Annotated in this window: 22 protein-coding genes and 2 tRNA genes; 12 read left to right on the top strand and 12 right to left on the bottom strand. The window is 65.9% G+C overall.

The genetic code is table 11. The features are described from left to right. Window positions 1-274 precede the first annotated feature (274 nt). From ACOFKX_RS02930 to ACOFKX_RS02920, 3 genes are read right to left on the bottom strand one after another with little or no spacing between them, the layout of a single operon-like run. A complete protein-coding gene (locus ACOFKX_RS02930; RefSeq protein WP_419827327.1) occupies window positions 275-628 on the bottom strand; it encodes a hypothetical protein in 354 nt (117 codons plus the stop codon). After that, a complete protein-coding gene (locus ACOFKX_RS02925; protein ID WP_419825597.1) occupies window positions 577-732 on the bottom strand; it encodes a 3,4-dihydroxy-2-butanone-4-phosphate synthase in 156 nt (51 codons plus the stop codon). The genes ACOFKX_RS02930 and ACOFKX_RS02925 overlap by 52 nt, the downstream gene beginning before the upstream one ends. Continuing rightward, on the bottom strand, window positions 729-839 hold the full coding sequence (locus tag ACOFKX_RS02920; protein WP_419825596.1) for a hypothetical protein: 111 nt from the start codon (window positions 837-839) through the stop codon (window positions 729-731). Before ACOFKX_RS02920 ends, ACOFKX_RS02925 begins: the two co-directional genes overlap by 4 nt. 120 nt (window positions 840-959) lie before the next feature. Between ACOFKX_RS02920 and ACOFKX_RS02915 the strand changes: the two genes are divergently transcribed. The 5 genes from ACOFKX_RS02915 (at window position 960) to ACOFKX_RS02895 (ending at window position 3028) form a co-directional block, all read left to right on the top strand. Continuing rightward, window positions 960-1136 (top strand): hypothetical protein, encoded by a 177-nt coding sequence (locus tag ACOFKX_RS02915; protein ID WP_419825595.1) that lies wholly within the window; start codon window positions 960-962, stop codon window positions 1134-1136. Beyond that, window positions 1136-1360 carry a hypothetical protein gene (locus ACOFKX_RS02910; RefSeq protein WP_419825594.1) on the top strand — a complete coding sequence of 75 codons (225 nt, stop codon included), beginning with the start codon at window positions 1136-1138 and terminating at the stop codon, window positions 1358-1360. Before ACOFKX_RS02915 ends, ACOFKX_RS02910 begins: the two co-directional genes overlap by 1 nt. 31 nt (window positions 1361-1391) lie before the next feature. Beyond that, the gene (locus ACOFKX_RS02905) at window positions 1392-1928 is read left to right on the top strand and encodes a hypothetical protein (protein WP_419825593.1); all 537 of its coding nucleotides are present in this window, start codon (window positions 1392-1394) and stop codon (window positions 1926-1928) included. 44 nt (window positions 1929-1972) lie between these two features. Next, a tRNA-Thr gene (locus ACOFKX_RS02900) sits at window positions 1973-2046 on the top strand. A 103-nt stretch (window positions 2047-2149) separates the two neighbouring features. Next, the gene (locus tag ACOFKX_RS02895) at window positions 2150-3028 is read left to right on the top strand and encodes an IS1 family transposase (RefSeq protein WP_419825592.1); all 879 of its coding nucleotides are present in this window, start codon (window positions 2150-2152) and stop codon (window positions 3026-3028) included. On the opposite strand, the gene ACOFKX_RS02890 is transcribed toward ACOFKX_RS02895, so the two are convergent. Next, window positions 3004-3315 (bottom strand): 3,4-dihydroxy-2-butanone-4-phosphate synthase, encoded by a 312-nt coding sequence (locus ACOFKX_RS02890; protein WP_419825591.1) that lies wholly within the window; start codon window positions 3313-3315, stop codon window positions 3004-3006. The two genes, ACOFKX_RS02895 and ACOFKX_RS02890, sit on opposite strands and share 25 nt — an antisense overlap. Here ACOFKX_RS02890 and ACOFKX_RS02885 point away from each other — a divergent pair. From ACOFKX_RS02885 to ACOFKX_RS02870, 4 genes are read left to right on the top strand one after another with little or no spacing between them, the layout of a single operon-like run. Further along, window positions 3314-3946 (top strand): hypothetical protein, encoded by a 633-nt coding sequence (locus ACOFKX_RS02885; protein ID WP_419825590.1) that lies wholly within the window; start codon window positions 3314-3316, stop codon window positions 3944-3946. The genes ACOFKX_RS02890 and ACOFKX_RS02885 overlap by 2 nt on opposite strands. Then, on the top strand, window positions 3943-4539 hold the full coding sequence (locus tag ACOFKX_RS02880; RefSeq protein ID WP_419825589.1) for a hypothetical protein: 597 nt from the start codon (window positions 3943-3945) through the stop codon (window positions 4537-4539). Before ACOFKX_RS02885 ends, ACOFKX_RS02880 begins: the two co-directional genes overlap by 4 nt. Before the next feature lie 2 nt (window positions 4540-4541). Further along, window positions 4542-5408, top strand: a complete 867-nt coding sequence (locus tag ACOFKX_RS02875; protein WP_419825588.1) for a hypothetical protein — start codon at window positions 4542-4544, stop codon at window positions 5406-5408. 40 nt (window positions 5409-5448) lie between these two features. Continuing rightward, a complete protein-coding gene (locus tag ACOFKX_RS02870) occupies window positions 5449-6738 on the top strand; it encodes a Z1 domain-containing protein (protein ID WP_419825587.1) in 1290 nt (429 codons plus the stop codon). Window positions 6739-6909: 171 nt separating this feature from the next. On the opposite strand, the gene ACOFKX_RS02865 is transcribed toward ACOFKX_RS02870, so the two are convergent. The 7 genes from ACOFKX_RS02865 to ACOFKX_RS02835 form a co-directional block, all read right to left on the bottom strand. Next, window positions 6910-9612 (bottom strand): ATP-binding domain-containing protein, encoded by a 2703-nt coding sequence (locus ACOFKX_RS02865; RefSeq protein ID WP_419825586.1) that lies wholly within the window; start codon window positions 9610-9612, stop codon window positions 6910-6912. A 398-nt stretch (window positions 9613-10010) separates the two neighbouring features. Then, window positions 10011-10086 (bottom strand) — tRNA-Lys (locus ACOFKX_RS02860). Window positions 10087-10166: 80 nt separating this feature from the next. Then, entirely contained in the window at window positions 10167-11282 is a 1116-nt protein-coding gene (rodA, locus tag ACOFKX_RS02855) for a rod shape-determining protein RodA (RefSeq protein ID WP_419825585.1), read from the bottom strand. Beyond that, the gene (mrdA, locus tag ACOFKX_RS02850) at window positions 11279-13351 is read right to left on the bottom strand and encodes a penicillin-binding protein 2 (protein ID WP_419825584.1); all 2073 of its coding nucleotides are present in this window, start codon (window positions 13349-13351) and stop codon (window positions 11279-11281) included. The genes rodA and mrdA overlap by 4 nt, the downstream gene beginning before the upstream one ends. A gap of 4 nt (window positions 13352-13355) precedes the next feature. Then, window positions 13356-13895: a rod shape-determining protein MreD gene (gene mreD, locus ACOFKX_RS02845; protein ID WP_419825583.1), complete on the bottom strand. Its 540-nt coding sequence runs from the start codon at window positions 13893-13895 to the stop codon at window positions 13356-13358. After that, complete coding sequence (gene mreC / locus ACOFKX_RS02840; RefSeq protein ID WP_419825582.1) at window positions 13892-14782, bottom strand: rod shape-determining protein MreC; 891 nt, start codon at window positions 14780-14782, stop codon at window positions 13892-13894. Before mreC ends, mreD begins: the two co-directional genes overlap by 4 nt. A 131-nt stretch (window positions 14783-14913) precedes the next feature. Beyond that, window positions 14914-15957: a rod shape-determining protein gene (locus ACOFKX_RS02835; protein WP_419827326.1), complete on the bottom strand. Its 1044-nt coding sequence runs from the start codon at window positions 15955-15957 to the stop codon at window positions 14914-14916. A gap of 164 nt (window positions 15958-16121) precedes the next feature. Between ACOFKX_RS02835 and mutL the strand changes: the two genes are divergently transcribed. The 3 genes from mutL to ACOFKX_RS02820 all read left to right on the top strand — a co-directional run bounded on the left by mutL (window position 16122) and on the right by ACOFKX_RS02820 (window position 18836). Then, window positions 16122-17879, top strand: a complete 1758-nt coding sequence (mutL, locus tag ACOFKX_RS02830; RefSeq protein WP_419825581.1) for a DNA mismatch repair endonuclease MutL — start codon at window positions 16122-16124, stop codon at window positions 17877-17879. Window position 17880: 1 nt separating this feature from the next. Beyond that, a complete protein-coding gene (locus tag ACOFKX_RS02825; RefSeq protein WP_419825580.1) occupies window positions 17881-18297 on the top strand; it encodes a VOC family protein in 417 nt (138 codons plus the stop codon). Window positions 18298-18431: 134 nt separating this feature from the next. Further along, window positions 18432-18836 (top strand): glycine zipper 2TM domain-containing protein, encoded by a 405-nt coding sequence (locus ACOFKX_RS02820; protein WP_419825579.1) that lies wholly within the window; start codon window positions 18432-18434, stop codon window positions 18834-18836. 42 nt (window positions 18837-18878) lie between these two features. Here ACOFKX_RS02820 and ACOFKX_RS02815 read toward each other — a convergent pair whose 3' ends face one another. Then, a complete protein-coding gene (locus tag ACOFKX_RS02815; RefSeq protein WP_419827325.1) occupies window positions 18879-20423 on the bottom strand; it encodes a 2-isopropylmalate synthase in 1545 nt (514 codons plus the stop codon). Window positions 20424-20526 lie beyond the last annotated feature (103 nt).

The following is a 20526-nucleotide window of genomic DNA, read 5'->3' as shown; positions in this document are numbered from 1 at the left end:
GTCGCGTGAAGGCGAACATTGGGTGAAGCCGGAGCAACTATGTGGTTGGGCTTTCCAGTGCAGCTTCAATCCTTGACGCTTTGCATTTCACCAACGGTGTTCCGGTCACGGTAAACCGTCACCGGCCAGGGACGGGAGGCGCAGCGATCAGCCGCTCCCGTGCTGCGTAAGATCAGGGTCGCCAGTATCCCGCGGCCAGGCTCATCAATCGCGTAGGGGTATCCGGTCGGTGATGGTAAGCCCAAAGCCTTTGAGCGCGGCGAGCTTAGCGGTGCTAGAGGTCAGCAACGTCGTTCGCGGACGCCAAGATCAGGCAGGATCTGCGCGCTGACGCCGTAGTCGCGATTAGTCTTCGTATCGTACTAGGACTTGCGCCCGCCAGCATGCGTTTGGAGATCGAGCCCAGGCTTGCGTCGCGTACGAAGGCAGTCACGGCCTGTCGCGGGTGCGTGGCCATTGCACTCAGTGCCTGCGGGACATAATCGCGATGAGCGGTCGAAAGACCAAGAAGATCGGCGGTCAGGTCGATCTGATGCACTCGTGCGAGAGTGTCTTCGTCGGGATCGATCTCTCCCTTTACAAGCGCGACATGCTCCCCACCATCGACGCTCCGTCGCGCGCCACCAATAGAAAAACGTGGCCGGGCGACACGATATCGACGGCGCTCTCGGCTAGATCGACGGCGATCGCAACCGTATGTGCCCGATCCTGCGCCGAAACTCCGGTTGTCACACATTCGCGCGCGCCTCGATGGGGACCGTGAAAGCCGTACCGTGCCCCGACCGGTTGTTGAGCGTCATCGGGGGCGGCTGCAACGGCTCCGCGCGGTTCCGCGTCATTGCAAGGCAAACCAAACGCCGGGTAGTGTCTCAGTTTCAAATTAGACGGTAGCCGCCTCGCCATCCGCCAGCCGATCCGCTATGCTTAGCGGGAAGCATGGAGGCGGTATGGCATATCTGATGACGCTTGAGCGGCCCGGCGGCGCCGAGATTGAGCGCCAGAGTTTCGATGACCTTGAGCAAGCCAAGGTGGCCGCCGATGGCCGCGTCTTGGCCTACTCGAAGCTCTACGGATCGACGATCGCCAAGGTACGAGATGAGGCTGGCAACGAAGTCCATCTCAAGGTTTGCGGTTAATGCCTAAAGGCCCACGCGGAGAGAAGCGCCCCGCCGATGCAATCGGCCTCGCGGTGCATATCGGCCGGATTGCTACCGGTGAAATCGAGGACGAGCGCGATCCAATCAAGACGGCGGCGGCGGAGATGGGGCGACGTGGTGGAAAAGCGCGCGCGGAGGCGATGACCCCCGAGCGCCGGGCGGAGATTGCTCGGAAGGCTGCGGAGAAGCGGTGGACGCGGTAACGGCTACAACCTAGTTGCGTGGGATTACGGATTGTGCCATATCGGCCGCATGGCAGATGATCCGATCCGCGTTAACGCCGCCGCTAAGCTGGCCGCTGCCGAAGCCGAGGCTGCTCGCTGGAAACAGTTTCTCGGAATGTATGATGAAGCGGCAACTGCGCTCGCGGCAACGCCGATCATCCGTCCGCAGCGCACTCCCTACCGATACCACGAACCCGCCGCGCATTTGCGGGAACCTCGTGGGGCGCTGGCGGAAACTCAAGCCGCAGTCGTCTTAGCCATCGAGGAGGCCGGGCGGCCACTGCACACCAAAGAGCTTTTGCATGCTCTCGATCGCCTTGGCGTAGAAGTCGGTGGAAAGGCTCCGGCTTCTACGCTGAGCGCCCGTCTAAGCCGAGCGCCCGCGCTTGAGAACGTCCGTCCCTATGGGTGGCGGATCAAAGCATCCTCGAAAGAGGGTGAGGCCGCAGGGGATAGTCTGTCCGACGACCCTGCGGCCTCTGTTGCAACCCCCAACAGCGCCGATGAAGACGGCCGGGAGGTGGGACATAATAATATGACCCACTAAGCGGTCGGGGATCGGGCGGTTGGCCCCGTCCGGTCCCTTCCCGTGCGCTCGTAGCTCAACTGGATAGAGCAGGTTCTTCGTAGGTCCCCGGCTGCTGGTTCGAGTCCAGCCGAGCGCACACCAACCTCGCTAGAGCACGAAGGGTTTAGCACGTCTTAAACGGCGTGGGAATCCCTTAGATGTTGCTTGACGCCAAGCACGAAAGTTCATATGCAATGCGTATGAACAAGCTCCCCCTCGCCAAGCGTACGCAAATCCTCGCCATGCTGTGTGAGGGTAGCTCCATGCGATCGATCAGCCGTGTAACGGACGTTTCCATCAACACCGTTTCCAAGCTGCTAGTTGAGGCTGGCGAGGCTTGCCTGTCGCTTCACGACGAGACGGTTCGCAACATGAAGGCAAGCCGCATTCAGTGCGACGAGATTTGGTCGTTTTGCCATGCCAAGGAAAAGAACGTCGCGACCGCCAAGGCCGCACCGGAAGGCGCTGGCGATGTGTGGACGTGGACCGCGATCGACGCCGACACGAAGCTGATCGTGTCCTATTACGTTGGGGACCGTTCGGGCGAGAGCGCTATGACGATCATGGACGACCTACGCGCCCGCCTTGCCAACCGCGTGCAGCTCACCACGGACGGGCATCGCGCCTATCTGGAAGCCGTTGAGGGCGCGTTCGGTGCCGACGTGGACTATGCACAGCTTGTGAAGCTGTACGGGCCGACGATCAGCCCGCCGGGCCGCTACAGCCCCGCCGAGTGCACCGGGATCAAGAAGGTCCGGCGTGAAGGAAACCCGGATATTGCGCACGTCTCGACCAGCTATGTCGAGCGCCAGAATCTCACCATGCGCATGTCGATGCGTCGGTTCACGCGCCTTACCAACGCTTTTTCCAAGAAGTTCGACAACCACGTTCACGCGCTGTCGCTTTACTTCGTGTTTTACAACTTCTGTCGCATTCATAAGACGCTGCGCATGTCGCCTGCTATGGCCGCCGGCGTTACCGATCGGCTTTGGTCGCTAGAGGACGTGATCGCGCGGATCGACGCGGATGCGCCCGCCCCGGCAAAGCGCGGTCCCTACAAGCCGCGCAATTCAAAGTGAGACACTACCAAACGCCGGGCATGCTTCGCCATGAAGTTGATGGCGCGCAGCGTCGCGAACTGAGCGGGAATGATAATGTCGCCCTCGTTATCGCGATCGTCGGTATCGACGAGAATGTAAGGTTGGCCGTCGATCGCGTCCTGGATGATCGCCTCTATGGCGGACAGCGACGCCGGCAGGACCCGAGTCGCCGCGGGCCTCCGTCCGCTGGCTGCATACCTCTCGAAGTGGTCGTTAGTCAGCGCGCGCGCGTTCCTGGAGTGTCGTGTCGCCAAGCGCTGTAGCATGACCGACGCCGACTTGCTTCGCGAGGTGATGAACACAGTTGGGCAGAAGGGCAAGCTGGGCGGGCCAGTGCGTTGCGTCGTGTCCGTTTCGATGCTGACCGAAGGGTGGGACGCCAACACCGTCACGCATATCCTTGGTTGCCGTGCGTTTGGCACACGCTTGTTGTGCGAGCAGGTGGTCGGCCGCGCGCTTCGCCGAGTATCCTATGAGCCGGACGATAAGGGCATGTTTCAGGCCGAGTATGCCGAGGTGCTCGGCGTTCCGTTCGATTTCATGCCGGCCAACTCGGTAAAGGACTTCGCGCCGCCCAAGCCCCGCACCCGCGTCTTCGCCGATGAGCGCCGTTCCGCGCCGGAAATTCGCTTCCCGCGCGTGCTGGGCTATCGTGTTGAGTTTCCGAAAGGCCGCTTGAACGCGACCTTTGTCGACGACAGCCGGATGCGGCTGGGAGCGAATGCGCCGATCCCGAAGCAAACCGAGATCGATCCGCTTGTCGGATTGGGAAACCGGCTCGACCTGGGCGAACTCGACGCGATCCGGCCGCAGAAGGGCGCTATACCGAAGGTGAGAGTGACGGCGCCCCGGAGCGCCGCGCCGCAATCTTCATTGGCCCCGAATACGACACCGTGACCCGCGCAATGATTGTTGCCGCATCGCGCGAGGCGGCGGACCTGTTCGATGTGCTCGTCGTCTGCGGTTTCGCCTTCGAGGCGCATGCTTCGGCCGAGACGATGACGCTCGGCCGCCTGACCGTGCTCAAGGTCAATATGAACCAGGATTTGAGGATGGGCGACCGCCTCAAGACCGCCGACCAAGGCAACTTGTTCGTTGTGTTTGGTGAACCCGACGTGTCGCTCAAGAGACGCAGCGACGGCGATTATCAGGTCGAGATCAAGGGCGTCGACATTTTCAATCCCAATACCGGCGAACAAAAATCGTCCGGCACGGTCGAAGATGACGTGGCCTGCTGGTTCATTGATGACGATTACGACGAAACCAGCTTTTTTGTCCGTCAGGCTTATTTCCTAGGTGGCAAAGACCCTTACGAGAAGCTCAAAACGGCACTGAAGGCCGAACTTGATGAGGACGCATGGAGCGTCCTCAACTCAACCGTCTCCCGTCCGTTCTCACCGCCCTCATCTGGCAAGATCGCGGTAAAGGTAATCAATCACTATGGCGACGAGGTGATGAAGGTTTACTCGGTCGCGGAAGCCGGGAGCTGAAGATGGCATCGGGGGGATTTTACGATCGATTGAAGGTTTCGCGAGCGGAAGGGGGATCGCCGGAGGGCGAGGAACTGGAAGCCTGCGTCGAGAACACGGTCGCCGCTTTGCTCTCGTCAGAAACCGACGCGCGCCGGCCGGGTATGCTGCTCGGCAAAATTCAGTCGGGCAAAACGCGAGCGTTTCTCGGCATCATCGCCTCCGCCTTTGACAACGGCTTCGACGTCGCCGTCGTGCTGACCAAGGGAACTAAGACTCTCGCTCAGCAGACGGTTAACCGCATCTCCAAGGAGTATCGCGTGTTCCGCGATGCCGAGGAGCTGGCGGTTTTTGACATCATGAACGTCCCGAACCTGACCGATTGGGAGATCGACGGCCACAAGCTGATCTTCGTCGCCAAGAAAGAGACGAACAACATGCGGCGGCTGGTGAAGCTGTTCGCCGAAACGCACACGCGGCTGCGCTCCAAGCGAGTCCTGATCGTCGATGACGAGGCGGACTTCGCCTCGATTCGTTTCACCAAGAAGAAGGGTTCGAACGATATCGAACAGGGGCGGATTGCCGATCGTATCGACGAATTGCGGCGCGAACTGAGCAGCCCGGCGGTTTTGCAGGTAACCGCGACGCCCTACTCCCTCTATCTTCAGCCTGACGAATACGAGACCACGCCAGGCCAGAACTTCACGTTTGAGCCGAAGCGTCCCGCCTTCACCCAGCTTGTGCCAATTCACGGCGGCTATGTCGGAGGCGACGAATATTTCGGCGAGCATGAGGAGGACGCGCCGGAGTTTTATCTTTGGCATCCCGTTTCTGACGACGAACTCACCGCGCTGCAAAAAGGAGGATCGCCGCCGCGTCCGTACCGATGAGGCGCTGTCTTCGCCCCGCACGGAGGCACTGCGCCACGCGTTGGTGACGTTTGTCACAGCCGCCGCGATCCGGCGTTTGCAGCAGAAAACTGAGGGCGCGCCGCCGAAGCGATACTCGATGATCGTCCACGTCGAGACGGCGCGGGCATCCCACGCTTGGCAGCATACCGTGACGAAAGAGATCGTCGACGGCATGGCCGCCGCGGCCCGAGCCAACGATGCGGTTTTCGATCAGCTTGTTCAACGATCGATCGACGATTTGGCGCGCTCTGTCACCGCTGGCGAATATTCCATGCCGGAGCGCGCCGACCTGATCCGCGATGTGCGCGACGCCTTCGTGAAAGGCGGGGTGGTCACGGAGCGCGTCAACTCGGACAATGACGTTCAGGCGTTGCTGGACGAGAATGCCGAGCTTCGACTTCGGACACCGTTCAACGTCTTTATCGGCGGTCAGATTCTTGATCGCGGCATCACTGTGCCGAACCTGCTAGGGTTCTTCTATGGTCGCTCTCCAAAGAAGATGCAGCAGGATACCGTGCTCCAACACGCCCGCATGTATGGCGCGAGGCCAAAGCCCGATTTGGCTGTCAGCCGGTTCTACACCACGCCTTCCAATTACAGCATGCTAAGGCGCATTCACGAGTTCGATGCCGCTTTGCGCCACGCGTTTTTGACAGGTGCGCATGATCGAGGCGTCGCATTTGTCATGAAGGATGACAGCAACCGAGTCATACCGTGTGCGCCGAGCAAAATTCTCGTTTCGAACATAGTCGCGCTGCGGCCGAACGGCGCCTTTCTTCCCTTTGGCTTCCAAACCAAAGCTAAAACGGACCTTGTCCGTATCGCAGCCGCAGTTATGAAGCTCATCCCGAGCGACGCTGTCGACACTCAAGCCCCGGTTAAGATTAAGAGCGATGAGGCTGTCGCCATCTTATCGGCGATTGAACCGTCCCTCAACTCTGAGGACGGCTATTCGTTTGATTGGGAAGCTGCTCGCGCTGCTATCGAATATTACTCAAAGGTCGCGGCGCCGCCCGACATGCGCGGTGGCTGTTGGCTGTTCGCCCAGACGGGCCGCACTATCAGCCGTAAGCGTGGAGGCGGTCGTTACTCGGACGCTCCCTTATCGTACCAGGAACGCGCGGCTTTCCGCTCGCTTCCTGGATCATTGCCGATCTTAGCGCTGCTGCAACAGGAAGGCCGCGAAGAAGATGGCTGGCGCGGCTCGCCATTCTGGTGGCCTGTCTTAGTCGCGCCGGCCAGAGCAGCTCCCAGCATCTTTGCGACCTCCGTCCATGAGTCTGATGCCGCTGACGAGGACGACCAGTAGCGAGGGCAAGCGTGCAGACGTGCCCCAAACCGTCAAAATCGGTCGGCTTGCGCTTCAGGGCACGCCCGATGAGTATGGGCACTATACTCACGCTATGGCGCTACGATAGACAGAACTAACGTCATATCAGGGGCAGGTGGAACAACCAGACGGATATCGCGGCTTGGCCCGCTAGATGGGCTTCCAGTCCGTCGATAGGAGGCGCTGGAGCGCACCAAGGCGGCTCGGTAACTGTCGGTTGCACGTGATGCCCAGATAGGTCGCCGCGCGAGTGGCGCCGACATAGAGATATTTATCGAATAATTCTGGCTTGGCATCGGCCAGTTCATCGATGGCGACGAAGAAGACCGCCTCGAACTCGAGGCCCTTAATGTGCTTGACGTCGAAGACCCTGATTTCGTCGTCATTGCCGATGATCCGGCCATCGACGCACGCAATGGCGCGCAGGTTCGTGCTCGCGAAGGCGCGGTTCAGCGCGTCAGTCATCGGACGAACGACCGCTTCCTCATGTACGAGCACGGCGACAGTAGGCAGAGGTTCCCCCTTCATCGCGCACTCGATCTCTGCGATTCGCGCAGACAGCCAGACCGCGACGTCATCCAAGTCTGGCGTGTCGAGCAGCAGGATCGGATCGACGGCGTCGTTGTTCATTTCGGGAGGAAGCTCGACCTCGCCGTGGGTTTCGAACAACGCCGCAAGCGCCCTAGCAAAGTCGAACAGCTGGCGGCTCTGCCGGTACGAGATCGACACTGGCTTTATCTCGATGCCGGGACTAACCCACTCAAGGTCGGAACGGCGCTTGCTGCCCCAAGGCGTGATCCGCTGGTCGAAATCGCCGCACGCGAAGAACGAATTGGTGCGGTACGAGGCGAGCGCACGCATGCAGCCGAGCTGCACAGGCGAGAAGTCCGTGGCTTCGTCGACGAGGATCTGGTTGCGCTGCGCGCTTAGGACCGGCGCGAGCGCCGCATAGGCGGGCTGGTCGGATACGCGGGCGATGCGCACGTCGGCGAGCAGACCATTGGCGGCGCGAAGGATTGCCAGCAGAACGACGTCGATCTCGAAATCGTCTGCGAGGCGGCCTGTGCCAGCTTCGGTATACCACCGGCCCTCCGACCGACGGGTGCGGCGGAAACGGGCGTATCGCGGCACTACGCCCCGCACGAGCGCGCGCACCGGGTTTGAGAACCGACGTACTGCTTGGAGCAGAAGCAAGGTGCGTCCTACGCTTTCCCGCTCGGCCTGAGCGAAGCCGCGCTCCCCGAGCCATTCGAGCACCTGCGCGGCGATGCTTCGTCCCGGCCGACGGCGGGTGACGTGCTGGCGGGCCTGCCGGCGCAGTGCATCGTTGAAGGCCTTGCGCGCCGCTGCCGGGCCGGTGACGGCTTGCGCGAGCTCTTCCTCGTCTTCGTCACCGTCGTCATCGTCCGCATCGTCGATTTGGTCGCCGACGTCAGCCAAGCCGTCCATGAATGCGACCAGCTTGGCGAAGAATTGGGGATCGGCGCGCATTTGCACTGTGAGCGCGCGCTTGTAAGCCTCGTCGATCTCACTGTTGAGTTGCTCGATCAGGATCCGGATTTCGGAAATGAAGCTAACGAGCGCGATAATCGTCGATGGCGTACCGCCCGTGGCCGTGCGGCCGAGAAGGGTCTTTAACCTGCCGCCGATCGACGAGACGCCGTCGCTGGTAGCGCTCGCGAGAAGGTCGGCAGCTGTCGCCAGATCGCCCCAGAACGCCTCGGTCTGCCAGTTTTCGAAGTCTTCGAACCAGGCAATCTGGTTGGCCGCTTCGGGCAAAAGCGTGCCGGCGTTCTCGCGCGCGATGAAGCGGCCGCCGCTGCCGCCACTGGTTCTTAAGAGTGAGAAGCTGTTCCGCGCAAGATCGTGCCGATGGACAGTCCAGGTGCGGACGACGTTGTCGCTGGCCGGCACATTCTCTCGGCTGAACGCTTCCTTCAGATAGGAGCGCAGCAGGTCGGTCGGCGTGAACATGATCCAGCTGCTGGCGTGCGGCACGATTGAGGCGGCAGCGTCGATTGTGGCCTTCTCCTCGTCCGGCAGCTCCACATAGTTGAGCTTCTGGCCAAGCCGCCGGATCAAGGTTGTGGTCTTGCCCGTGCCGGGACTGCCTAGGATCACCAGTTGGCTGTCGATCGGGAGGCGGAAGATTTCGCTCTGGTATCGGTCGAGGACGGCTTGGTCGCGCAGCTCGGCTTTCCTGAGAATGTTGCGGACCCGGCCCTCAATGATATTCTTGCCGGCCTCGGTCGCGGCGATCAGCTCCTCGATCGCCGCCAGCGGATCCTCCTCAGTCAATGCTTCCGTGAGCAGGCGGAGCAGCGATTGTATCGTGACCGTCCGAAGCCGCTCGGCCTGAAATTCAGTGTTGAACGAATCCCAGCCTTCACCGCTCTCGCGCGGATGGAGGAGCGTGCGCTCGACTACCTCAAGCGTTACGATCCGGTCGCCCTTGCGCAGGTCCAGCGTCTCGCCTGGCGGTATGGAGGCCAGACCACCGGCGGGAGCATAGTGGCTGCAATAGTGCTGGTGACCGTCCGATTTCAGCGAGGACGCGCCGCGCGAAATGAAATAGATGGACTCGTTCTCTTCTTCGTCGACGACGACAACCCGCGCGATAGCGGGTTCCTCGGCGAGGCGCGAATTACTTTCAGCGACTTCGCGCGCAATCCGATTGAAGGAATCGACCGTGGCCGGGGTATTGAGCGTATTGCCCTGCGCCAGCTTGTCGGTCGAAATGGCGTTGCGCGTGTGGAGCTGTTGGCGGGCTTCCTGGGCGATACGCTTGAGGATCTGCAGTATGTCGGCCGAAAGGCTCTTGATCTGCTCTTGCCGCTGTTCGTCCAATGCCATCACTCCCCCTATTTCGAAGAAGGTATGATGGTTTGGCCGTGCTGGGGAATCTAGTCATTAATCGAATGACATGGTGCGCTGCCGCGTTGGCGTAGCCGCTGCGGTCTATGAACGGGAATCGGCGGCTCGCGGCGGCGTTTGGCGGGGCACTCAGCGTCGATTTCGGTCAGATGAAGGTTCTCGAGCCGGCTATTTGCTCGTGGCCCTTGCCTCATCGCGGGAAGCTTTACCTGCGGATCGAATCAGCGAGGCAGGCGCACACGGTGGAATGGCCTGCGCCCCTTTGGCACCAAAATATGCCGTCTGCCCGATGTTACCTAGGTTGTTACCTAGCGCGAAACGCACCCCGCGAGCCGAACATCTCGCGCTCTCTAAGTCGCTGATTTCTCTTAGAAATGTGGTGGACGCACTTGGGCTCGAACCAAGGACCCGCTGATTAAGAGTCAGCTGCTCTACCAACTGAGCTATGCGTCCGGACCGCGATCGAGCCAGGCCCGCGCGAGAAAGCGGCGGTTAGCAGCTGGGTCGTGGGCTGTAAACCTCCCGCGAGGCGGTCAGCCGAAGCGCGGGCGGTGGCTGTGGCGGGATCGGTCGAGCGCGGCGAGGATGCCGACGACGATCATCACGGTCATTACCGCCGATCCTCCGTAGGAGACGAGCGGCAGCGGAATGCCGACCACGGGAGCCAAGCCCATCACCATCATGAGGTTGACCGCGACGTAGAAGAAGATCGTTGCCGAGAGACCCGCCGCCGTTAGGCGGGCGAAGCGGGTGGGCGCGTGCATCGCAACGCGCAACGCCCACCAGACCAGCGCCAGGAACGCGGCGATGAGGACGAGCCCGCCGAGCAGGCCCCACTCCTCCGCCATCGTCGCGAAGACGAAGTCGGTGTGACCCTCGGGCAGGTAGGCCAAGTGGCTCTGCGTACCGTGAAGGAAGCCCTTGCCCGCGATCCCGCCCGATCCGATCGCGATCTTGGACTGGCTGATGTGATAGCCCTTGCCCAGCGGATCGACGTCGGGATCGAGGAAGATCAGCACGCGGTTGCGCTGATAGTCGCGCAGCGAAGCCCAGGCCGCCGCGCCGAGCGGAACGGCGGCGGCGATCGCCCCCACGAACAGGCGCAGCGGCAAGCCTGCCAGGAACATGACGGCGACGCCGCCCGCCGCCACCATCGTCGCGGTGCCGAGATCGGGCTGGACGAGGATCATCGCGGCCGGAACGGCGATGAGGAGGAGCGCAGGCCATACTGCGCGCAGCGTGCGGATCTCGCCCGCCGGCACGAGATCGTAGAAGCGCGCGAGCACGAGCACGATGACGGGCTTCATCAGCTCTGAAGGTTGCAGCCGCACGATGCCGAGATCGAGCCAGCGCTGGCCGCCGCCCGAGACCGCGCCGATCAGCTCCACGAGCACCAGCGCCACCAGCAGCGCCGCATAGGCCGGCATCGTCGCCGCCTTGAGCCGCGCCTCGTCGAGCCGGGAGAGCGCGATCGCCAGCGCCAGGAACAGGGCGAAGCGTATGCCCTGTCCCAAGGCCCAGGGCCGCAGACTGCCGCCCGCCGCCGAGTAGAGCACGACCAGCCCGAAGCCGGTGATCGCCGTCACCAGCAGGATGATCCGCCACGGAAGCTGGGCGAGGGGCAGGGGGACGAGGCTGTTGCGGATCATTCGTCGACGCCGCTCGCGGTAGAGGGGGAGGCGGCGTTGTCGGCATCCTCGTCGGGAGGCGCCACGGCGTCCGCAGCGGCGGTGGGCGCGGGATCGGCGGCGTTGTCGACGCTGCGCGCCTCCGCGTCGGCGGCCGCCTTCTGGGCGGCCTGCGCGGCGGCCCAGACGGTGCGCTCGCGCGTCATGCGGGCCGCAATATCGCCGCCCCAGCCAGGCTGGAGCCTGGCGAGCGTGTCGGCCGCGCGCTTGGAGTCGTAGAGCCAGGTCAGCGCGTCCCTCGCGATCACGGCGGCGGCGGCCCCGTGGCCGCCATGCTCCAGCACGATGCCAGCGGCGAAGCGCGGGTTCTCGACGGGCGCGAAGGCGACGAACAGGCCGTGATCGCGCAGCTTCCACGCGCCGGTGTCGCCGGCGGCGCGGCCGGCGCGCCTGTCGGCCATGCTGATGTGGTGGACCTGCGCCGAACCTGTCTTGCCGGCCATCGCCACGCCGGGCACCTGCAGTCGCGCGGCGTTGGCGGTGCCGCCCGGACCGACGACGCGGCCCATCGCCTCGTGTACCAGCGCGAGGTGCGCGGGATCGATCCCGAGCGGCCCGGCCGGGCGATCGGCCGCGCGGCGCACCAGCCTCGGCACCAGCGCACGCCCGCTCGCGATCCTCGCCGCCATCACCGCTACCTGCAACGGATTGACCAGCGTGTAGCCCTGGCCGATCGCCGAGTTGAGCGTGTCCGACACCGTCCACGGCTTCTTGTAGCGGCGTAGCTTCCACGCGGGATCGGGCACCGTGCCGTAGCGCTGCGAGGTGACCGGGAGCGGGAAGCTCTCGCCCAGCCCCAGCCTCCGCGCCATCGCGGCGATCCGCTCCGTGCCGACGCGGCGCGCCATCGCGTAGAAGTAGATGTCGCAGCTCTGGCGGACCGCGTTCGGCATGTCGATCGCCCCGTGCCCGCGATGCTGCCAGCAGTGAAAGAAGCTGTTGCCGACACGGTACTGGCCCGAGCAGACGACGCGGTCCGACGGCGACACGCCCGCTTCGAGCAGCGCCAGCGCGTTCATCGGCTTGACGGTGGAGCCCGGCGGATAGAGCCCCTGCAGCGTCTTGTTGAGGAGCGGCAGGTGATCGTTGGCCGACAGCATGTTCCATTCGTCGTGGCTGATGCCGCGCGAGAAGCTGTTGGGATCGAAGGCGGGCATCGACACCATGGCTAGGATATCGCCGTTGGTGCAATCGATCACGACGGCGGAGCCGCTCTCCGGGCCCATGCGCTCGGCGACATAATCCTGGAGGCCGGCGTCGATCGTCAGGTGCAGCGTCTCGCCCGGCGCCTCGGCCTGGGTGGTGAGCTCGCGCACCAGCCGGCCGCGCGCGGTGACTTCGGACCGCTTGGCGCCGGGGCGGCCGCGAAGCCCGGCGTCGAACACCTTCTCGAGAGCTTGCTTGCCGATCTTGAAGCCCGGCGTGATGAGCAGCGGATCATGATCCCGCTTGTAATCCTCGGCGGAGGCGGAGCCGATATAGCCACACAGATGCGCGACCGCCGGTCCGGCGGGGTAGAAGCGCGAGAAACCGCGCGCCGGGATGACGCCGGGCAGATCGGGCAGGCGGAGGTTGACCCGCGCGAAACGCTCGTAATCGAGATCCTCGATCACCTGCACCGGCTGGAAACCCGCCGCCTTGTCGAGATCGTCGCGTAGCCTCGCGACGTCGTCGGGCGTGAGCAGGAGAAGTTGCGCGAGCAGCGCGATCTCGGCGTCGCGGTCGCCGAGCAGATCGGGCACGAGATCGACGCGGAAGTCCGATCGGTTGACCGCGATCGGCTTGCCCGCGCGGTCGACAATCCAGCCGCGGCGGGGTGGGATCAGCGTCGAACGGGCCCGATTGGCCTGCGCCAGAGCCTCATAATGATCGTGGTCGGCGATCGACAGCCACGCCATCCGCCCGGCGAGCAGCGCCGCCACCGCGCCCTGCGCCGCGCCGACGAACAGCGCGCGGCGCTGGAATGTGAAGCTCTGCTGCGCTTCGGTGACGAGCCGGCGGCTCCCCCCGCGGTGGGCGCCGAACTTCATCGGGCTAGTCCGATGGTCGGATCTTGCCCGTGGCCAGTCGCCAGCGGTCGAGCACCGCGCAGATACGTCCGACAATCGGAAAGCACAGGATGCTGGCGGCGAGCTGCGGCAGCACCAGCGCCACCGGCGCCGCGCCGCCCGTCCACCGGGCGATCGCCCAGCCGGAGAGGATGGCGAACGCGATCAGCGCCGCCGCCAGCAGCCATTCCTGCCAATAGTCGCGCCACAACAGCCGGCCTTCCACGGCATCGACGAGGAGCAGACAGAGCGTCCACGTCACCATGCCCGTACCGAGCGTTTGCCCGCTCAACAGATCGTCGGCAAGGCCGAGCGGGAGCGCCACTATTGGCGCCCAGAGTTCCGGCCGGAGCAACCGCCAGGCGAGTAGCGTCAGCAGGCCGAGCGGCGGGATTACGGGCAGCGGCGCCACGGCCGGCACCAGCGCCGTGGCCGACGCTGCGAGCGTCGACGCGATCGGTACCGCACGGGAGCGCAGCTCGATCGCGCGGGTCGGCGTGACGAAGCCGTCGGGTGTCGTCCTCACGGCACAGGCGCCGGAGGAGCGACGGTGACGACCGGCGTCGGCAGCCCGACATAGGGTGGCTCTACGATGGCGTAGTCGAGCTTGGCGGGATCGGCGAGCGGCCAGGCCAGCGCGACGTCGCCCTCGCGCCGGATCACCACGGCCACCGGCACGTCGGGCGGGTAGAGGCCGCCCGTGCCCGACGTCAGCACGATGTCGCCGCGATGGAACGGGTTCGCGCCCGCGCCGAGAGGGCGGAGCTCGAGCGAGCCGTCGCCGCGCCCGGCCGCCAGCGCGGGCAGGCCGCCGCGCGCCATCCGCACCGGCACCACCGAGGCGTTGTCGGTGACGAGCAGCACGCGCGACGCGATGAAGCCCGTCTCCAGCACGCGGCCGACCAGGCCTTCGGGCGCGCGCACGGGTTGGCCCGGCCGCACGCCGTTGCGCGAGCCGGCGTTGAGCGTGGCGAGCCTCCGGCTGCTGGTGCCGGTCGAGCCGACGATACGCGCCACCGCGACGGGATCGACGTCGCTCTCGGTGAGCCTGAGCAGCCGCTTCAGCCGCGCATTCTCGAAGGCGAGAATGCGCCCGCGTACCAGCGCCGCGCGATCGCTTGCGAGTTCGTGCGCCATCGCGCGGTTCTTGGAGCCTGCATCGACATAGGCGGCGACGCCCTGCACAAGACTAGACGCGCCGCGCACCAAGTCGCGCCCCGCACCCGAGATCGGCGCGGTGGCGTCGAGTGCCGCCCCGCGTACCAGGCCGAAGCCCTGCGGATCGACGTGCGCGACGACGATCATGCCCAGCCCCACAAGGATGCCGAGCACGGCGACGACGTAGCCGATGAACAGCCCGTACTGCGCGCGCCGGGAGAAGCCCGGCCGTCGGCTGCGGGTGGGCACCCTCATGCGTCGCCTCGCACCGGAACGGCGATCTCCGTGCTCAACTCTTCCCCCGTTCACACCGAGCGTTGCTGGAGCAGCCGAGACGCGCCGTCGTCGGAGCGGAGCGCGAACCTAGATGGGAGAGCGAGGGGTGGCTATGCCGTCTGGAGCACGCCGCGATAGATCGGCTCTTCGAGCGCGCGGCCGGTGCCGAGCGCGACGCAGGTGAGGGGATCGTCGGCGATAGTGACGGGGAGCCCGGTCTCGTCGCGCAGCACCTCGTCGATACCGGCGAGCAGCGCGCCGCCGCCGGTCAGCACGATGCCCTGGTCGACAATGTCGGCGGCGAGTTCGGGTGCGGTGTTCTCCAGCGCGATGCGCACGCCCTCGACGATCGTGCCCACCGGCTCGGAGAGCGCGTCGGCGATCTGGCCCTGATTGATCGTGATCTCCTTGGGCACGCCGTTCACCAGGTCGCGGCCCTTGATGTGGATCGTCTCGCCGATGCCGTCCTGCGGCATCTTGGCGCAGCCGACCTCCTTCTTGATGCGCTCGGCCGTCGCCTCGCCGATCAGCAGGTTGTGGTTGCGGCGCACGTAGGAGGAGATCGCCTCGTCCATCTTGTCGCCGCCGACGCGCACGCTGGTGGTGTAGGCGAGGCCGCGCAGCGACAGCACGGCCACCTCGGTGGTGCCGCCGCCGATATCGACCACCATCGAGCCGACGGGCTCGGTGACGGGCATGTCGGCACCAATCGCAGCGGCCATCGGCTCCTCGATCAGGAAGACCTGGCTCGCCCCCGCGTTCGACGCCGCGTCGCGGATCGCGCGACGCTCCACCGAGGTGGAGCCCGACGGCACGCAGATCACGATCTCGGGGAAGCGCCAGGGCCTGGACTTGCCGCCGTGCACCTTGTGGATGAAGTGCTTGATCATCTGCTCGGCGACATCGATGTCGGCGATCACGCCGTCGCGTAAGGGCCGGATCGCCTGGATGCTGTCGGGCGTCTTGCCCATCATCAGCTTGGCGTCCTCGCCCACGGCGCGGACCTTCTTCACGCCCTGGATGGTCTCGATCGCCACCACCGACGGCTCGTTGAGCACGATGCCGCGCCCGCGCAGGTAGACGAGCGTGTTGGCGGTGCCGAGATCGATCGCCATGTCGTGCGACATGAACTTGAAGAAGCGACCAAAAACCATCCGTTGCCCGATCTCGCCCATGCGACGTGGCCGGCCGCCCCGCCTCGGCCCGCTATGCTGTCCGTCCGCGACGCATGGTCTCCAATCGCGCGCGACCGCACGCGGGCCGCATCTGCCGATCGTCATGGTCGCGAGAGCCGGGCGCTTGGGCTAGAGGGTCCGCCATGTCAATACGCCGCCTCCCAGAGCACCTCGTGAACCGCATCGCGGCGGGCGAGGTGGTCGAGCGGCCGGCCGCCGCGCTGAAGGAGCTGATCGAGAACGCGCTGGACGCGGGCGCGACGCACGTTGCGATCACCCTCTCGGAAGGCGGGCTCGGCGGGATCGAGGTGGCGGACGACGGCGGCGGCATGGTGCCGGCCGATATCGCGCTGGCGCTGGAGCGGCACGCCACCTCCAAGCTGCCGGACGACCGCATCGAGGCGGTGGCGACGCTGGGCTTTCGGGGCGAGGCGCTGCCGTCGATCGCCAGCGTCGCGCGGCTGACGGTCGAGAGCCGGGTGCGCGGCCACGACGGCTGGCGTCGGGTCGTCGACAACGGCACGGTGGTAGAGGAGGGGCCGGCGGCGCTCCCGCCCGGCACGCGGATGCGCGTGGACGGGCTGTTCGCGCGCGTGCCCGCCCGGCGCAAGTTCCTGCGCTCGGCGCGGTCCGAATACGCCGCCTGCCTCGATCAGGTGCGCCGGCTGGCGATGGCGCGGCCCGATGTCGGCTTCGCGCTGACGCATGATGGGCGGCGCGTGCTGTCCGTTCCGGCGGGCGAGGAGGCGCCGGCGCGCGTCGCGGCGCTCACCGATCGCGACCTGCGCGCCAACAGCGTCGCCGTCGATCATCTGCGCGGGGAGGCGCGGCTGGAGGGCGTGGCGGGGCTGCCCACCTTCAACCGGGGTGTCGCCGACCACCAGTATCTGTTCGTCAACGGTCGTCCCGTGCGCGACCGGTTGCTGGTGGGGGCGGTGCGCGCCGCCTATGCCGAGATGCTGGCGCGCGATCGTCACCCGGTGGTGGCGCTGTTTGTCACCGTCCCCGGCGAGGAGGTCGACGTCAACGTCCATCCCGCCAAGACCGAGGTGCGCTTCCGCGATCCGGCGCTGGTGCGCGGGCTGATCGTCGGCGGACTGCGCGCCGCGCTGGACGCCGCCGGCCACCGCGCCGCGCAGCGCCCCGCCATCGAGCTTGAGGCGTGGACGTCCGAACCCGCCGCGCCGCCGCTGCCCGTCGAGGCGCGGCAATATGGCGTGTGGGAGCCGCGTCACGCCTACGCGGCGCCCGCCCCGGTCGCGCTCACGCCGATGGGCCGCGCCGAGCCGGCCACCAGCCCCGTGCCCGACGGGATCGGCCACCCGCTCGGCGTGGCGCGAGGGCAGGTGGCGGCGACTTACATCGTCGCGGAGGCGGAGGATGGGCTGGTGCTCGTCGATCAGCACGCCGCGCACGAACGGCTGGTGCTGGAAAGGATGCGCCGCGCGATGGCGGCCGGTGGCGGCGTCGCGTCGCAGGCGCTGCTGCTGCCCGAGGTCGTCGAGCTCGACGAGCCGGCGTGCGATCGGCTGGAGGCGCGGGCGGCGGAGCTCGCCGCGTTCGGCCTGGAGCTGGATCGCTTCGGCCCGCGCGCCATGCTGGTGCGCGCCGTCCCCGCCATGCTCGGTCGCGCCGACGCGAAAGGTCTCGTCGCCGATCTCGCCGACGATCTCGCCGCCTATGACGAGGCGTTGTCGTTGCGCGAGCGGCTCGATCACGTCGCGGCCACGATGGCTTGCCACGGCTCGGTGCGCGCCGGTCGCACGCTATCGGTGGCCGAGATGAACGCGCTGCTGCGCGAGATGGAGGTGACGCCGCACAGCGGCCAGTGCAATCACGGTCGCCCGACCTGGGTGAAGCTCGCGCGCACCGACGTCGAACGCCTGTTCGGGAGGAAATAGCATGGCGCTGAGGCCGTTCCACATCGCCTTTCCCGTCGACGATCTCGACGCCGCGCGCGCCTTCTGGGGCGGGACGATGGGGTGCCCGGAGGGTCGCAGCTCGAACCGGTGGATCGACTTCGACTTCTACGGCCACCAGATCGTCGCGCACCTGTCGCCGGGTTCGGGAACGCGCGGCGGCAATGCGGTGGACGGCGATCACGTACCCGTGCCGCACTTCGGCATCGTCCTCGCCATGGCCGATTGGCGGGTGCTGGCGGAGCGGCTGACCGCCGCCGGTGTGGCGTTCGACATTGCGCCGCGCATCCGCTTCGAGGGTGGACCCGGCGAGCAGGCGACGATGTTCTTCCGCGATCCCGCCGGCAACGCGATCGAGATGAAAGCCTTCGAGGATCTCGGCCAGTTGTTCGCCAAGTAGGTCGCCCAGCGCCCGCGACGATGAACGCCCGTTCAGCATCGTTGCGCAGGTGAACCGAAACTGACGATCCGGTTCAGCGCCGCGCCAAGCCGCCCGCGCTAGACGCGATTCGTCCAGCCAAGGGAGTAGGGATCATGTTCCGCAAGATCGCCACCGCCGCCATCCTCGCCGCTACGGCGGCAGGCGTCGCCGCCGCACCTGCGCAGGCGCAACGCTACTATCGCGACGGCTACGGCTACCAGCAAGGCTACGGCTACCAGCAGGGTTATGGCTACCAGCAGGGTTATGGTAACGGCTATGGTCGCGGCCACGGCTATCGCTCCACCGGCTACGCCCGCCACCATGGCTGGGGCCGCAACGACTATGGCTATCGCTGCCACGACCAGGGCAATGGCGGCCTCGCCATCGGCGCGATCGCGGGCGGCCTGCTCGGCCACGAGGTCGCGGGGCGCGGCGACCGGACGCTCGGCACGGTGCTGGGCGGCGTGGGCGGCGGCCTTCTCGGCCGCTCGATCGACCGCCACGACGGGCGCTGCTGAGCAGGTGACGGACGCCGGGTCCCCGGCGTCCGTTCCTCGCGTTCATCCCGCCGCGGCATCCACCGCGTGGCGGCCGCGCTTGACGAACAGCTTGTTGAGCGCGTTGACGTAGGCGCGCACGCTCGCCACCAGCGTATCGTGGTGCGCCCCCAGGCCCCGCACCGTCCGCCCGTCCTCGGCGAGCAGCACCGACACCTCGGCCTGCGCGTCGGTGCCCCCGGTGACGGCGTGGACCTCGTAACGTTCGAGCACCGATTGCTCGTGCGGTACCAGCTCTCGAATCGCGGCGAACAGCGCGTCGATCGGGCCGTTGCCACGCGTCGCCGCCGTCTTCTCCGCGCCGTCCACCTCGAGCGTCAGGATCGCGCGCGCAGGGCCGGTGCCGCAATGGATCTCGACGTCGCGGACCTGGATGCGATCATGCCCCCGCAGCACCTCGTCGTCGACGAGCGCCACGATGTCCTCGTCATAGACCGCCTTCTTCGCGTCCGCGAGCAGCTTGAAGCGCGCGAACGCATCCTGGAACGCGTTGTCGCCGAGTTTATAGCCGAGTTCCTCCAGCTTCGATCGGAAGGCGGCGCGGCCCGAATGCTTGCCCATGACTAGGCTGGACTGCGCGAGGCCGACCGACTCGGGCGTCATGATCTCGTAGGTGGACGCATCCTTGAGCATGCCGTCCTGATGGATGCCGCTCTCGTGCGCGAAGGCGTTGGCGCCGACGATCGCCTTGTTGGGCTGAACCTGGAAGCCGGTGATGCCCGACACGAGTCGCGAGGCGCGCGTGATCTCGGTGGCCACCACATTGGTGCGGAACGGCATGACGTCGTGACGCACCTTCAGCGCCATCGCGATCTCCTCGATCGCGGCGTTGCCGGCGCGTTCGCCGATGCCGTTGATCGTCGATTCGACCTGCCGCGCGCCCGCCGCCACAGCGGCTAGCGTGTTGGCGACGCCCAGCCCGAGGTCGTTGTGACAATGGGTGGAGAACACCGCCTTGTCGGCGTTGGGCACGCGCCCGATCATGTCGCGGAACAACGCGCCGTAAGTCTCGGGCGTGGCGTAGCCGACCGTATCGGGCAGGTTGATCGTCGTCGCCCCCGCCGCGATCGCCGTCTCGATCGCGCGCGCGAGGAAATCGGGTTCCGATCGCGTCGCGTCCTCGGCGGACCACTCGACGTCGGGGCAGATGGCGCGGGCATGGCGTACCGTCCGGTCGATCGCCTCCAGCACCTCGTCCGGCGTCTTGTTCAGCTTCACCCGCATGTGCAGCGGCGAGGTCGCGACGAAGGTGTGGATGCGCGGGCGCCTGGCGTGACGCACCGCTTCCCAGGCGCGATCGATATCCGCGATCGCGGCACGCGCGAGGCTGGCGACGGTGGCGCGCCCGCACTGGCGAGCGACCTCCGATACTGCCTCGAAGTCGCCGGGCGAGGCGATGCCGAACCCCGCCTCGATGATGTCCACCCCCATCGCCTCGAGCTGGGCGGCGACCTTGAGCTTCTCTTCCAGGTTCATCGAGCAGCCGGGGGACTGCTCGCCGTCGCGCAACGTCGTGTCGAAGATCAGGATGGTGTCGGGTGTGGGCATGTCGGTCATGGTGCGTCGCTCCTCGGGCGCACGGGGATGATCGCGTCGCTGCTTCCCTCAGGCACCGGCCGTCACGCGCCCCGCCGGGCGCAGGCCGCAATCG

It is taken from the genome of Sphingomonas sp. (assembly GCF_965200105.1).
Classification (GTDB): Bacteria; Pseudomonadota; Alphaproteobacteria; order Sphingomonadales; family Sphingomonadaceae; genus Solisphingomonas.
Note: the sequence above shows the minus strand (reverse complement) of the source record. Positions and strands in the feature narration are given on the sequence as shown.

Bases quoted from the DNA above. Each gene is read 5' to 3' on its own strand.
- ACOFKX_RS02865 (WP_419825586.1), bottom strand. From the start codon at position 9,612: ATGGCATTGGACGAACAGCGGCAAGAGCAGATCAAGAGCCTTTCGGCC.
- ACOFKX_RS02875 (WP_419825588.1), top strand. From the start codon at position 4,542: ATGGCATCGGGGGGATTTTACGATCGATTGAAGGTTTCGCGAGCGGAA.
- ACOFKX_RS02910 (WP_419825594.1), top strand. From the start codon at position 1,136: ATGCCTAAAGGCCCACGCGGAGAGAAGCGCCCCGCCGATGCAATCGGC.
- ACOFKX_RS02915 (WP_419825595.1), top strand. From the start codon at position 960: ATGACGCTTGAGCGGCCCGGCGGCGCCGAGATTGAGCGCCAGAGTTTC.
- mutL (WP_419825581.1), top strand. From the start codon at position 16,122: ATGTCAATACGCCGCCTCCCAGAGCACCTCGTGAACCGCATCGCGGCG.
- ACOFKX_RS02835 (WP_419827326.1), bottom strand. From the start codon at position 15,957: ATGGTTTTTGGTCGCTTCTTCAAGTTCATGTCGCACGACATGGCGATC.
- mreC (WP_419825582.1), bottom strand. From the start codon at position 14,782: ATGAGGGTGCCCACCCGCAGCCGACGGCCGGGCTTCTCCCGGCGCGCG.
- ACOFKX_RS02815 (WP_419827325.1), bottom strand. From the start codon at position 20,423: ATGCCCACACCCGACACCATCCTGATCTTCGACACGACGTTGCGCGAC.
- ACOFKX_RS02920 (WP_419825596.1), bottom strand. From the start codon at position 839: ATGACGCGGAACCGCGCGGAGCCGTTGCAGCCGCCCCCGATGACGCTC.
- ACOFKX_RS02895 (WP_419825592.1), top strand. From the start codon at position 2,150: ATGAACAAGCTCCCCCTCGCCAAGCGTACGCAAATCCTCGCCATGCTG.
- mrdA (WP_419825584.1), bottom strand. From the start codon at position 13,351: ATGAAGTTCGGCGCCCACCGCGGGGGGAGCCGCCGGCTCGTCACCGAA.
- ACOFKX_RS02820 (WP_419825579.1), top strand. From the start codon at position 18,432: ATGTTCCGCAAGATCGCCACCGCCGCCATCCTCGCCGCTACGGCGGCA.
- ACOFKX_RS02885 (WP_419825590.1), top strand. From the start codon at position 3,314: ATGACCGACGCCGACTTGCTTCGCGAGGTGATGAACACAGTTGGGCAG.
- ACOFKX_RS02825 (WP_419825580.1), top strand. From the start codon at position 17,881: ATGGCGCTGAGGCCGTTCCACATCGCCTTTCCCGTCGACGATCTCGAC.
- rodA (WP_419825585.1), bottom strand. From the start codon at position 11,282: ATGATCCGCAACAGCCTCGTCCCCCTGCCCCTCGCCCAGCTTCCGTGG.
- ACOFKX_RS02890 (WP_419825591.1), bottom strand. From the start codon at position 3,315: ATGCTACAGCGCTTGGCGACACGACACTCCAGGAACGCGCGCGCGCTG.